Raw genomic sequence first — 14,500 nt, forward strand, 5'->3', positions numbered from 1 at the left:
TCAATGCAAAAGTAAAGGATTTTAGAAGGCAATTCAGAGGTATTGTTGATGTAAAGTTCTTTTCGTTCAAGTTAACAAAAAAAATTGCATGACAATTATAAACAACATTTATACCCAACTTTTGGTACTGACCCTCTATAAACATGTGTACCGTAAGTCTACCTTTCTTTTTTTCATCTCCTTTGGGATTACGCCTTACACTCTTACGTACATCACTAAATAAATGAATAGCTGTAGAATCAATTAAATCTTGTTATGTATATTGCTATTTTTGTTGAGTTGAGAATTGAAACCTCCCATCTCCTTTATTTTTTCTTAAAACTGTTCTAGTATCTATTTTCATTGAGATAAGATTTGTTTTGCCTGTATGGACACTTAAATTTGGTAATAGTTTTTCTAATGCATTTTGCGGGTTTAACTGATCACCTTATAATGGATGACTTTATGTTAATTTGTTTTAATAAGAAAGAAATGTGGGGTAATTGTCATGTAATAAGTTGGTTGTCATGTGTTGTGTGTTTTTTAGGATTAATATACCCCCCTTGTTTTTCGAGAAAACCCAGTACTATCAATATTTCCCCCCCGTTATCAGTATTATTTTGTGCAGATTAGTTAATGGATGTTAATCTACATTTGTAATTGCAAAAAGAAACTAAAATATCTTAAAAGCGTGTTCATGTTTAAATTAAACTTATTAAAAAGAGAATAATGAAGAAAGAAAATCTAAATCGAATGCGGTTTCAATGCGGAAAATGGCTCTTGCTATTAGTCTTTGGGCTTTTCTGCACGGGAGCATTTGCCCAACAAAGAACTGTCACAGGTACAGTAACAGGAGCTGAAGATGGATACCCTATTCCTGGGGTAAGTGTTGTTATTAAGGGAACAACCATTGGTACCATTACCGATCTTGACGGGAAATACTCTATAAAAGCAGAAAACGGAAATGTGCTTGTGTTTAGCTTTATTGGTATGACAACTTCAGAAGTACAGGTGAGCAGTAGTGTTCATGATTTAAAAATGAAGACTGATCTTGTAAGTTTGGAAGAAGTTGTGGCTATTGGTTATGGCACACAAAAGAAAAAGGAAGTAACAGGTGCTGTTGTGCAAGTAAAATCAGAAGCATTGGAAAAAATTTCGACTTCTGATTTAGGATCTGCACTTCAGGGTGCAATTGCCGGGGTAAGTGTACAAGCTAGTTCAGGTGCACCGGGATCTAGTTCAAATATTCAAATTCGTGGTATTAGTTCAATTAATGGACAAAATGATCCTTTATGGGTAGTAGATGGCATACCACAAGAAGGAGATCCGGGACTGAGCAGTAGTGAAATTGAATCAATTGATGTGCTGAAGGATGCTGCTTCGTGTGCAATTTATGGTACGCGTGGTGCAGCTGGTGTTATTTTAGTGACTACCAAGAAAGGTAAGGCTGGAGAAATGAAAATTTCAGCCAATGGTTATTATGGGGTTCAAGAAATTACTTCAGGTATTGATTTGTTGGATTTTGAAGAATATTTCCAAACACATTTTTATAATAAAGTACATTTGGATCCAACGACAAACTCTGATTTAATTTGGACGTCCTTGGAGCAAGGTGCAGATAACTTCACGAATAATACAAATATCGTGGATGTTATTGAAAATGATCATGCTAAGACTCAAAATTATAGTGTAAATATTTCTGGAGGTACGAAGGATCTTACTTATAATGTGGTGGGTTCTTTCTTCGAGCAGGAAGGTAGTTTGCTCAATACCAATTACGAAAGATTTAATGTGAGGGCTAACTCTTCTTACAAGAAAGGAAAGTGGACAATAAGAACTGGTTTAGGTTTTAAAGTGGATGAGCAGAAATATGCTGCTTGGAATCTGCTTTATGAAGCTTATAAATATAAACCATATCAAGCACCTCTAGACCCTGATGCCAGTACCTTTGATGATGGAGGTCAAGAAAATGACAAATTGCAATTGGGTACTGTTATGGCAAAGCTGAAACAAACGGATACACGTAATGGAGAATCGTTCAATGGTAATGTGAATGTTAATCTTGAAATATTGAAAGGACTAAATTTTACTACCAGAATAGGTGTGGTTTATGGGAATAATACCAGAGTAGTGATTAATCCCTTATTTGAAGTGTATGACGAAGAAGGAGAATTGGTGGTTAACTCAAATACCCGTTCAGGAATCAAGAATACTAGTGATCGTAATACTAATTTTACTTGGGAAGGTGGCGTTAACTATGGCAAGAGATTTGGTGATCATAGTTTGAAATTTTTGGCCAATATGTCTGTTGAGAAATTTGATTATACCAGTTTTTGGGCCTCAGGAAAAGACCTCACCAGTAATGAAGTTCCTAATTTAGGACAAACCACCGCTGATTATTCTGTTGGTATAGGTTCAGACTGGACACAGGATAAAACCAACAAAATTATGGGTGTGCTGGGGCGCGTTCAATACAATTATAAAGATGGACGTTATAATTTAAGTGTAAGTGCACGTAGAGATGGATCTTCAAGATTTGCTTCAGGTAATCAATGGAAAACCTTCCCTTCAGCGGCTGTAAGTTGGAATGTGGCTGATGAAAACTTTTTTCAAGGCTTGACTTCCACTATTAATTCTTTCAAAGTAAGAGCTAGTTACGGTACAACAGGTAATCAGAGTATTCTGGATTATAGCTATGCTCCGACTATTAGTTCCGGCTACGATTATGCAAGTGGTGTAGAAGAAACTACTTCGCTGGCATTGGGAAGTATTCAAACCGGTTATGCCAATCCAGAGGTACAATGGGAAACATCTATCCAAAAGAATTTGGGTTTTGATTTAGGTTTTTTTAGTAATAAATTGACCTTGAACGTGGATTTATATGATACTCAAAAAGAAGATTTGTTATTTCCATTGTTGATTCCTACAGCAGCAGGAGCTGGTCAAAACCAGGATGTAGTTTTAAATGTAGGAGATATGTCCAATAGAGGTATTGAGGTAGCCGCAGGTTATCGTCACCATGGAAAATTTTCTTGGGGAGCCAGTGCTACTTATACCAAAAATGTGAACGAGGTAACAAAAATGGCCGGTTCTAACCCCATTTCTTATTTTTCTAATGGTAATCCTATTAGTGTAAGTGGTAATAATGATAAAATTACAGTAATAAGAGAAGGTTATGAGGCCGGTGCCTTTATGGTGATGGAAACCAATGGAATCATTAATACTGAAGAAAAATTGGCTGATTATCAGGAGATCAACTCCTCGGCTAAGATGGGTGATTTAATTTATGTTGATCAAAATGGAGACAATACGATTGATGAGAGCGATAGGGTATACGGAGGTAGTGGTACTCCAGAATATGAAATAGGGCTTAACTTTAATTGTGATTACAAAGGTTTCGATTTTTCTATGCAATGGTTTGGTGCTTTTGATCAAGAGCTTATCAATGGTTCTAAAATGTATGCGTATACTACAGGAACGCATAAAGATCTATTATACCAGTGGCAAGAAGATAACCCATACGGTGTAATTCCTGCCAATAGAGGAGGTGACCATGATAATTACAGAGCGTGGTCTGATATTTGGGTAGAAGATGGTAGTTATGTGCGTTTAAGAAATGTGATGCTTGGTTATACGCTACCTAAACGTGTAATCAGTAGGGTTGGTGTTTCAAAACTGAGATTTTATGTGGCAGCTGATAATCCACTTACATTGACCAAATATAGTGGTTATGACCCAGAGGTAGGTAACGATGGTTTGGCTACCAGAGGTTTAGATAAAGGTAACTATCCTATTAGTTCACAGTATAGAGTAGGGGTTCAACTAGATTTTTAATTTTTAAAAGTTGAAAAAATGAAGATTAATATTATAAATTATATAGCAGCTGCGTTGGTCGTTTTGTCTTTTAGCAGTTGTGATGATTATCTTACTGAGGTAAATCCCAATGAGATATCTACCGAAAGTTTCTGGCGAAACTTGTCGGATTGTAGTACCGGTTTAAATGCGGTGTATAACCAGTTTAAAAACCCTGGAGTAATGGGGGTGAGTGAAGAGTTACGACGTAGTGATCTGTGTTATCCGGGGTGGGGACGTCCTAGTACTTCTGATCCTTATTATTTACAGATGTTTACTGCTTCATCGGGTGGTGCCAACTCAAAATGGGAGAACCTTTATAAAGGGATCTTTCGTGCCAATCAGGTGATTGCTGGTTTGCAGGGGATTGAAGTCGATATGGTAACAGAAGATGATAAGGAAGAGTGGAGTCAGTTGATGGGACAGGCTCGTTTCTTTAGAGGATTGTTTTACTTTTATTTACATAGTTCGTATAATAACGGTAATGTCATTCTTTATGATTTCGTTCCTGAAAATGAATCCCAGTTTAATCAGCCTATAAGTGACGAAGCTACCATAAAAGCTTTTTTTAGAGATGATTTAGAGTATGCACGTCAAAATTTGCCTGAAAGATGGGTAGATATCGATGCCTCAGGTACACCTACAGAAAAGTCCGGTGATTTGTTTAGAGTGACGAAAGGTGCAGCGACTACTGTTTTAGGTAAAAGCTATTTGTATGAAAAAGATTATGCTAAGGCGGGCGAATATTTTGCTGAAGTGATTAATAGCGGTACATATCGATTAATGGAAAATATTGGTGATAATTTTACTTCGAGCAATGAATTTAATGGGGAATCTATTCTAGAAATTAGTTATGATGAAGATGCCAAAACAGACCAAACAGAATGGTCTGCCCAAGGTACCACCAATACATACCATTATCAATTTAGTCCTGTAGGAGGTTGGAGGTCTAATTATCCTTCTAACTGGTTGATTATGGCTTATAAGGAAGATCAAATGGACCCTAACGATCCTAGAAATATAGTTACAGAACTTACTGTGGTAGAGGATACTGTAATTGAAGTTGAACGACTTAGGAGATATTCGCTAAGAACGTCCTACTCTATTGCTGTAGTGGATGATGACGATATGAGTTATTATAAAGGTTCTACCACTGCTGATGGAACTGCATTTAATAATGCTGAATGTGGTTATTGGAGAAAGATGACCAACTGGGATAAATATGATACAGAAAAGATCACCAATGCAAAATCAGGTATCAACTTTAGAGTTATTCGTTATTCTGATGTGCTTTTGATGTATGCTGAGTGTTTAATAAAAGGAGGAACAGATGATGCGGGGGTTGAAGATGCTTTGGCATTGATCAATACTGTACGCTATCGCTCTGCACTTCTTTTATTGGGAAAATCAGCCACAAGTCCATATAGTACTTCCACACATGATGAATTGACATATTCGGCACAGGATGTAATGGATCATTTAATGTATAAGGAGCGTCCTCTAGAACTTTCTGCTGAAGGGTATTCTATTCGTCAATTGGACATGAGGCGTTGGGGAATTACAAAAGAGCGTTTTGAAGATCTGTCAGAAAGACGTTATAAAAGAGGAGATTATGCATTTTACAGTGAGATAGATAAAAAGGATGTAACCAGATGGGGAAGTGTTCTTGATTATGCAGATGATACCGATTATGACTATAAGTCAAATGAGTTTACGCAAGCAGCAGTGAATTATCGTGAAACAGATCATGCATATTGGCCTATACCAACTAGTGAAACAACGGCGAATTCAGAGATTAACTAAAAAGTAAGAAAAGATATGAAAAATATAAAATTATTATTCGTATTCTCCATCCTGGCAATGATGTTTGCTTGTGAGGCGGATTATGAGCCATTAAATGAGTACTCGGATGTAGATTGGTATACGAGTTCGTTTTCTGAAGAAACAATGGTTGGATTAGAGAAGTATTTGTCTTTCTCTGATCTATCGCATAATGCAACAAGTCACTCTTGGTCATTTTCTAGTGAAAGTGGATGTAAATTTCTGACAGGTAGAATTACTCGTACCGATTCTACTTATTATCCATTTATTGATGAAGATTTGGATACCATATCTAGCGATAAAACGGTGCATATCCTATTTACTAAAGCGGGACTGCAAACCATTAGGTTAAGGAACACTTTTGACGATTTTGTTTCTTTTAAAGGTAATGATACCTTGGAAGCCGTTTATGAAAATGGAGAATGGTTGATTGATACAACCTTTATAGTGGATGTTTATGACTCTATTCAGTCTGCATTTAAAGTGTTTAAAGACGATGTTGAAATTACAGCAGCAAACGTAGATTTTGATCAACAAGTATTCTTATCTGATTCTGCTTCCTGGCCTGTACAGGAGGTGATGGCTGGAGAACAATTGAAATTTGTTGATATGACTACCGTTGGCCGTCCAACTGATGTAACGTGGAATGTGGGAGGGGGAACGCCTTCTAGTTCAACAGATTCTGCTGCTGTTATTAGCTTTTATAGATTGGGAGATTATTTCGCGAGATTTACCGCCACTCGAACAGGTGAAAATATTCCTGCCGGTTATAAAATGAAGTATGTTCCTTTGAAGATTCGCGTAATTCAGTCTACTTTGCCTTTTGAAGTAACAGGTCCTCTTGTGGAACTTGAAAATGAGAAGATTCAGATTAGCTTGACGGGTGAAATGCAGCCTTTTACAGATGAAGAGGAGAATTTTATTGTTCATGTTACAAATAGCAGTGGTTTCGATCAGGATATTCCTGTAAAAGCTGTTACAATTAATGATGATCAAAAGAACATCATTGAATTGGAGTTAGAGGATCCAATTTATAATTCGGATGTGATTACTGTTTCATGGGCAGGGGGAAATATTATTTCACTTGATGAGAGGAATTTAGTAGCCTTTTCTGATTTACCTGTTGTAATGTATAAGCCAAATTTAATTGTAAGTCCTGGTTTTGAGGATGGAGGAACGCAATGGGTAACTGGTTCTGATCATGTTGCTAGTAATATGAATGAGTATTCTACAACTGATCCTGCATCAGGTATGTATTGTATGCATCTTGTTACCAATGAGGCAGTTCGAAATTCTGTCGTGAATGTGACTAATTTCGATGTAACTAAAGGAGTGACTTATGAACTCTCATGGAAAGTAAAAGTGACGGCTGCTAGTGGCGGCGGGTATGAACTTCGTTTAAATAATGTAGGGGTCATTAATGATAGGTATGAAGGTAACTGGACAGCTTATGGAAGTGCAGATGGAGTTTGGAAAACGGTTTCTAAAGTGCTTAATTATACGGGTGATGCAACTTCTCTAGGTGTTCAGATATTGTCTTATAGTGTTTCTGAAACATATTGGGATGATTTTAGTTTCTCTGTTTACGAAGCTCGACCTGTTGAAACTAAAGAATGATTCACTGTTTTTAGGGGTGTTCATTGACAAATAAATTTAATCATATGAAACGCGTTATGGAAATTGTTTCACACATAGGGGAATGATTAAGCTAGGCGAGTTTCATATGGCCATTGAAAGATAAATTTAAACACATGAAAAATATACTAAAAATATTTGCTCTACTATTTATTGCTGCTTGTATGAGTAGTTGTGAGCCAGAGGAATATGACGTTCCGGATATTGATTTAACTTCTGTATACTCTATAGGTGAAACGGAAAATAATGATTTAAGTACTATCAATATTTATAGAGATAAAGCGCTGTTAACTGTTTGGAATAAGGATGGAGCAGTTACTTCATTTGAGACAAAGGATTATAGTGACAGTTCTGATGATACTAACTATTTGGTTACGGTTACTGCTGTAGAAGAGGTTACTGTAGTTGATGGAGAAGGTAATGAATCCTTGGCAACCATTACGTATGGTTATGATTTAGTAGCGAGCAAGGAAACTGGTGTTTGTAATGTTAGTATTACAACAACTAATGAAAAGGGTGAGGTTAGTACTTTAAGTATTTCTGGTACTTTGGTTGAGAAGGAAATTTATAATTAATAGTTAACTTTTATTTAACGAAAGGCCGTTCTAATTTAGAACGGCCTTTCTTTTTTTTGTGGTCGGTCATGGTAATAGTCTGACGAGATGAAAGTGGATCATGCACAAAAGTTGGGTCTGTTGAAAAATATGTATTTATTTAGCTGTTAAATAGTCTTTGCAAGAAAACTCCAAATACTGCGTTATTCTCATTTTTGAAATAGTCATTTACAATCAGCAAACTCCTTGGTTTCAAAAGTATCGAAAGCCTTGTCTTTGAAGCTTTCTTATCAAAGACAGAAAAAACAGCCGTTTTCTTGCAGCCACTCAATAGAAACGGATAAAATAAATTGTGAAAGAAGAACTATTATTTGAGCTACCGGCAGCTATATTTTTAGCAGAAGGGATATTAAGTTGGTGAGTTAAGAAGGTTAGTGTCTGAAGGTAAGGGTGTTGGTGTTCAATTGTAAAAACAAATCCAAGTAAAAAAAAGTAGTTACAACTCATTCCTAGCCAGATTCAACATTTCTCAATAAACGATAATTCTCACTTAAAAAACCAACGATCAGTAAAAAGACCGCAGCGTTGGCCAGAACAATAGCCCCGAGGCCGGCGTTGGCGAGAAACTATAACCCGGAAAATGCATTAGAAAATCTATTACGCCTTAAAATGTTTTCAAAAGAAGTCACTTTATTTCTTTTATTGTCATTCCAACGCTCATAACAAAGTTCTAATACATCATTTGAGTTCAAAGCAAAAGTAAAGGATTTCAGAAGGCAATTCAGAGGTGTTGTTGATGTGAAGTTTTTCTTGTTTAGGTTAATAAAAATATTTACATGACAACTATAAACAACATTTATACCCGACTTTTGGCACTGACCCGTTGATTGGTCGTATTTAAAAGCTAAGATGCAGTCTCCCAGTCCACTTTAAAGTGAAAATACTGAAATTTTATATTACCTCCCCCCTTCGGAAATTATAATTTATTCATGGGTTTAAGTATCTTATCTATAGGTGATTATGGTTTTTTGTTTTAATTTTACCCCCACTTCTTTTTTTTAGGTAAAAAAGGCGTGTTAATATCCCCCCTTTATTTCAAGTGTTTTTGCCCTGTTGTTAATGTATGTTAATATATATTTATGAATGAAAAAATATTTAAAAAATCTAAATGCGTATTCATGAATAATCTTAATCTAATTAACAATGAAAAAAAAATCAAAAGAAATCTTAAATCGTGCTTTTATGGCAACAAATATTGTGCCAATCACAGGCATTAGTATGGCAAAAAGTTATTGGTGCTATATGCCTTTCCTTATGAAAAAATGCCATGCAAAATTTAATTATTTAATATGTAACACGAGCGAAATGAAATATGATTGTATTCATAAACGCTTTTGAATGTGAAATTTGATGAATAATAAATTTTCTTGGGAGTTCCATTCAAATGAAAACTAAAAAAACATGAAATGTGTAATTATAAGTTGGTTTTAATAGACTTACAAAGTGAGAGCGTGGCTTGAAAAGTAAGTCATTGAAAAAAAACAATTTACTATGAAAAAAACTTTAAAAGTAGAAATGAAAGGTATCACAAGGAGTTTATTTTTCCTCCTTTTTCTGTTTGCCTTACCTAATGCTTTTGCACAAGATGTGACAGTGAAAGGTAAAGTAACTGATGATGCCGGAGAAGCAATTCCGGGAGTTAATATTGTTGTAAAAGGTGATAATTCCCGAGGAACAATTACTAATTTTGATGGTAATTATTCTATTTCAATAGGATCTAATGCGGTATTAGTATTTAGGTTTATAGGGTACGAGTCGCAGGAGATTTCTATTGCTGGTAAATCAATTATCAACGTGGTTTTGAAACCAGAAACAGAGATGATTGATGATGTTGTGGTGGTTGGTTATGGTACCCAAAAGAAGAAGTCTGTTGTAGGATCTATTACACAGACGAAAGGTGATGAACTACTTAAAGCGGGTAGTGTTACAACTGTATCTGAAGCTTTAACAGGTCTTTTGCCAGGCGTGTCAACCATGCAGGCTGCGGGTCAGCCCGGATCTACTGCTGCTACTATTCTTATTCGAGGTCAATCTACCTGGACAGATAATACGCCTTTGTTTTTAGTGGATGGCGTAGAAAGGGGGTTTAATGATTTAGATCCTAATGAAATTGAATCTATTTCAGTTTTGAAGGATGCTTCTGCAACTGCCGTTTATGGTGTAAAAGCAGCAAATGGAGTTATTTTGGTGACTACCAAAAGTGGCTCTATAGGTAAGCCCAAAGTGCAGTTTTCTGCCAATGTAGGTATCAAGGATCCGACCATTGATACGGATTATGTCTCCGATTTTGCCACTAACCTGGAGTATCATAATTTGGCAAAGATGAATGACTACAATTATGATTTGTGGCCCGAGTTTTATATTAATAGATGGAGGGATCCTGCCTATGCTGATAATCCTTATTACCAATATACATCCTTTATTAATGAGCTTTTTGGAACGGGTTATACACAACAGTATAACTTAAATATCACAGGAGGAAATGAATTCGTAAAATATTTTACATCATTTGGTTATAATTATGATGGCGATATTTTTGATTTGAAAGAACAAGCTGATTTTGATCCTCGCACCTATCAAAAGCGTTTTAATTGGCGTACTAATCTTGATTTTTCTTTTACAAAATCGACGAAGTTCAGTGTCAAACTTTCTGGTGATATGACGAATTGGAATGGTAATTACAATACACAAGGTACCGATTCTGGTGTTGCAGGTAGCGGAGGACAAATGATGGAGCGTATTTATTCGGCAGCATTACTGTATGCACCTCCTGTATTTGAAGATGGCAGATTAGGTATGGATAGAAATAATTCTATTAATGTGAATTATTACGGACAAATGGAACGGGAAGGTGGTTACTCGACCAAGAAAAACCGTTTATATTCCGACTTTATTTTAATGCAAGATCTGGGAAAACATTTTTCGGCTACAGGTAAGTTTTCATATAATTATAGTCGAAATTATAAATCCAGCATTACAAAGCAGTGGGATAATGCACCTATCTACTATTGGATACCTTCTTCTGATGGTTACAGTCCTGATCTTGATGAGGACGGTAATATTATTATAATGCAAGATTTAGATAGGTTGGATGACTGGGAAAATCCTGCCAATTTATCCAATGAAACAATTGATGGTTATAGTACTAATATTCACTATGAATTCTCTTTAAATTATGATCAATCATTTGGCAATCATGATGTGAGTGCTTTGGCCTTATTTCAGCGTGTTAAACAAAAAAACAAGGCAGATTTCGCTCATTATGAAGAGAGTTGGGTAGGACGCGCAACTTATGGCTATGCCGATAGATATTTATTTGAAGTCAATGGTGCCTATAATGGCAATGAAAATTTTGCTCCAGGAAAACGATTTGGTTTCTTTCCTTCGATGGCCGTTGGTTGGGTACTTTCTGAGGAAAATTTTATGAAAGACAAACTTCCGTTTATCGACTTTATGAAATTGAGGTATTCTTACGGTGAAGTTGGTTCAGACAAAGGGCTGGAGGATTTGCGTTTTGCATACTTTAGTTCGTTTAGTAATGACCAAATTAATATGGAATATGGTTATGTACCTAATATTACAGAAAATACAAACTCCACTGGTTTATATATGTATACTGAAGGTCAACCTCCTGTTGATGATATAAGTTGGGAGACGGCAGTGAAACAAAACCTGGGTGTCGAATTTAATGTATTAACCAATAGATTAAAGACAACAGTAGATTTCTTTCAGGAAAACCGTAAGAACATCTTAATGCAACGCCGCACGATTCCTAATTGGTATGGTAATTCTTTTCCATATGCTAATATGGGAGAAACTAAAAATCATGGTATTGATATTGAATTAGTGTGGAATGATCAGGTTGGTAGTAATTTTTCTTATTGGGCTAAAGCTAACTTATCGTTAAGTGAAAATAGAATTGTGGAACGTGATGATCCATTGCCAAGTCCAGAATACAGGAACGAAGCTGGTAAACCTATTGGATGGAATAGTGGACTCCAGTCTATGGGCATTATGCAGAATTGGGATGATGTATATGCCTACTCACCTTCTTCATTAATATCACAATTTATGCCCGGAGATTTACGAATGAATGACTATAATGCCGATGGTGTAGTAGATACAAATGATAAGGTAGTAATAGGTAACCCTTCCTATGCTTCCAACTCTTATGCTTTTTCATTGGGGGTTCAATATAGGAACCTTAGTTTAACGGTTATGCTCAATGGTATGTTCGGTTTGTCTAAAGCTATTTCGAATAATTATTTATATGCCTATGGAACCAATACGAGTACTGGTTTTATGTTGAAAAATAATGAGCAAAAAGATTCTTGGACGCCATGGAATACGGATACTGATGTTCCTATTATGCATACTGCCGAAACCGATTATTATAAAACAACAAGTACTTATAGTTTAAGAAACAGTTCTTTCTTACGCCTAAGAAATGTCGAATTAAAGTATAAGTTTGGTGAGGCTTTGTTAGACAGAACCGGATTTTTCGAGAGTGTTGAGTTTTATGTAAATGGAAACAATTTATACACTTGGCAGGATTTACCTAGCGCATTTGATCCGGAAGCACAAAAGTTAGAGGTATATCCCATTACAAAGAGATATAATTTTGGTTGTAGATTCTCATTCTAAATTGGTTGAACATGAAAAAATATAAAAGTTTATTAATTGTATTATTCGCAACGGTGCTTGCGCTGGTTTCTTGTGAAGACTATCTGGATAAGGATCCTGAGTTGGGGATAAATGCAGATGAAGTTTATTCGGAATATTACACTTTTAAAGGAGCCGTAGACAGAGGAAACTGGTTGGTGATGAATTATGTGGCCACTTCTACTAATTGGGGTGCTTACATTGGTGCTATGTCAGATGAGCAGCAGGCTGTTAAAAATGATATGCCTGTATATAAATCGATTAATCAGGGTGTTTGGCAAGATTCTCATTGGAGAGATTTTGGTATGAATTATAGGTCAGAAACGGCTTATGGTGCCGATCCTTATTATAACGAACCTTCAGGTAAGTCCTTAAAAGCTATTCGTGCCATGGGCCTAGCCATTGAAAATATTGAAATGCTATCTGATTTCCCTGCAGAGATTGGTTACACTCCTACGGAGTTAAAGAACCAATTATTAGGGCAAGCTTATGCTTTGAGAGCTTGGCATCAGTTCGAAGTGATTCGGCGGTATGGTCCAATTTTATTAGTGGATACAGTTGGTGGGGGTAGATCTACATTTACAAAAACATATAATTTTGATCAGGTACGTCCAACCTTTCAGCGTTGTGCTGATTTAATTGCTGCAGACTGTGATGAAGCGTATGAGCTATTGCCTAATAAGTGGACTTCCTCGACTGATATAGGGCGTTTGACAAAAACATCTGCTTTGGCAATCAAAGCAATGACCTACTTGTATGCCGCAAGTCCTTTAATGAACACGCAGGATGGTGCTTATCCATTGGGCCAGGATTCGTATAACGAGGAGTACGCTAAAAAAGGTATTAATGCTATGTTAGCAGCTCTTAAGCAAGTGGCTAATGGAGGTACGCGTTATCAGTTATACGACAAGGATCATTATATGGAAAACTGGATGTCACAAGGCTATGAAAATGGTGGAGCCATTACGAATGAGGCTTTATTGCAACCTGTGCCTACCAACTCAGATAATTATAATCTACCAATGAATCGTAGTGGATCTGGTACCGGATGGTTTTTACCGCAACATGATGGTGGTTGGGCAGTGTTTAATGTGCCTACACAAAATGCAGTGGATAAATTTGAAACCATGAATGGGTATCCTGTAAGTAATTTCTCTTCCGATGATCCAGAGTTTGACCCCGCTAATCCTTATGAAGGAAGAGATCCTCGTTTGAAAAAATTTATTTTCTGCCCAGGTGATGATATGTACCTGTCAGAACCAGAAGGAGCTGCCAGAACCAATGAGGCCTGGTCCAATGATACAGATCCTTCGGAAAAGGATGGGGCTGGATTTCACTATAAATTTTATAGAGGTAAGCAGTTAGTTTTTACAGGTTATTTTTCTGCCGGAAAGTGGAGGAAGTTGGGGTATAATAAATTTGATAACCAATATTCTCAGAATTATTACCGGTCCTTTCCTTTGATTCGTTTAGCAGATATGTATTTGGGGTTAGCTGAATTAGCCAATGAAGTTTATGGTCCTACTGGCGTTATTCCAGGTGCGGGTTTTATCGATAAAACAACAGGTCTTGAGGTAAATAGCGCAAAAGATGCCTTAAATGTAATTCGAGCTAGAATAGGCATGTCTGATGTGAGGGATGAATTTCTCAATGTGTCAGATTTTAGAGAACGGGTTCGTAATGAATGGGCTGTTGAATTTTATGGGGAATTTCGTAGGTGGAAGGATATGCGACGTTGGAGAATCGCTAAAGATGTTTTCAATCAGGGAATTTATGGTGTTAATGTGACTAAAAATAATGATGGTACATTTTCATATGTAAATGAAAAATTAAATGTTCCAAGGGTTTTTGAGGATAAGCATTATTGGTACCCGCTTGATAATAAGTATATTGATATGTTTTCTATGTTTGAACAAAATCCCGGTTGGTAATTTTAA

6 protein-coding genes are annotated in these 14,500 nt (G+C 36.3%); all 6 read left to right on the forward strand.

Going from position 1 to position 14,500, the window contains the following annotated elements; all coding sequences use genetic code 11:
- Positions 1–708: 708 nt before the first annotated feature.
- The 6 genes from CYTFE_RS0102665 (at position 709) to CYTFE_RS0102695 (ending at position 14,494) form a co-directional block, all read left to right on the forward strand.
- Positions 709–3,813 carry a SusC/RagA family TonB-linked outer membrane protein gene (locus tag CYTFE_RS0102665; RefSeq protein WP_211238145.1) on the forward strand — a complete coding sequence of 1,035 codons (3,105 nt, stop codon included), beginning with the start codon at positions 709–711 and terminating at the stop codon, positions 3,811–3,813.
- Positions 3,814–3,831: 18 nt separating this feature from the next.
- Positions 3,832–5,634, forward strand: coding sequence for a RagB/SusD family nutrient uptake outer membrane protein (locus tag CYTFE_RS0102670; protein ID WP_027470542.1), 1,803 nt, complete (start codon positions 3,832–3,834; stop codon positions 5,632–5,634).
- Between the two features lie 15 nt (positions 5,635–5,649).
- Positions 5,650–7,269 (forward strand): carbohydrate binding domain-containing protein, encoded by a 1,620-nt coding sequence (locus tag CYTFE_RS0102675; protein ID WP_152541709.1) that lies wholly within the window; start codon positions 5,650–5,652, stop codon positions 7,267–7,269.
- Between the two features lie 182 nt (positions 7,270–7,451).
- On the forward strand, positions 7,452–7,862 hold the full coding sequence (locus CYTFE_RS0102680; protein WP_044212438.1) for a hypothetical protein: 411 nt from the start codon (positions 7,452–7,454) through the stop codon (positions 7,860–7,862).
- A 1,530-nt stretch (positions 7,863–9,392) separates the two neighbouring features.
- Entirely contained in the window at positions 9,393–12,545 is a 3,153-nt protein-coding gene (locus CYTFE_RS0102690) for a SusC/RagA family TonB-linked outer membrane protein (RefSeq protein WP_052342950.1), read from the forward strand.
- 11 nt (positions 12,546–12,556) lie between these two features.
- On the forward strand, positions 12,557–14,494 hold the full coding sequence (locus CYTFE_RS0102695) for a RagB/SusD family nutrient uptake outer membrane protein (RefSeq protein WP_027470547.1): 1,938 nt from the start codon (positions 12,557–12,559) through the stop codon (positions 14,492–14,494).
- The last annotated feature ends 6 nt before the right edge of the window (positions 14,495–14,500 follow it).

Origin of the sequence: Saccharicrinis fermentans DSM 9555 = JCM 21142, from assembly GCF_000517085.1 — a bacterium.
GTDB lineage: Bacteria > Bacteroidota > Bacteroidia > Bacteroidales > Marinilabiliaceae > Saccharicrinis > Saccharicrinis fermentans.

Bases quoted from the DNA above. Each gene is read 5' to 3' on its own strand.
- CYTFE_RS0102695 (WP_027470547.1), top strand. From the start codon at position 12,557: ATGAAAAAATATAAAAGTTTATTAATTGTATTATTCGCAACGGTGCTT.
- CYTFE_RS0102675 (WP_152541709.1), top strand. From the start codon at position 5,650: ATGAAAAATATAAAATTATTATTCGTATTCTCCATCCTGGCAATGATG.
- CYTFE_RS0102665 (WP_211238145.1), top strand. From the start codon at position 709: ATGAAGAAAGAAAATCTAAATCGAATGCGGTTTCAATGCGGAAAATGG.
- CYTFE_RS0102680 (WP_044212438.1), top strand. From the start codon at position 7,452: ATGAGTAGTTGTGAGCCAGAGGAATATGACGTTCCGGATATTGATTTA.
- CYTFE_RS0102670 (WP_027470542.1), top strand. From the start codon at position 3,832: ATGAAGATTAATATTATAAATTATATAGCAGCTGCGTTGGTCGTTTTG.
- CYTFE_RS0102690 (WP_052342950.1), top strand. From the start codon at position 9,393: ATGAAAAAAACTTTAAAAGTAGAAATGAAAGGTATCACAAGGAGTTTA.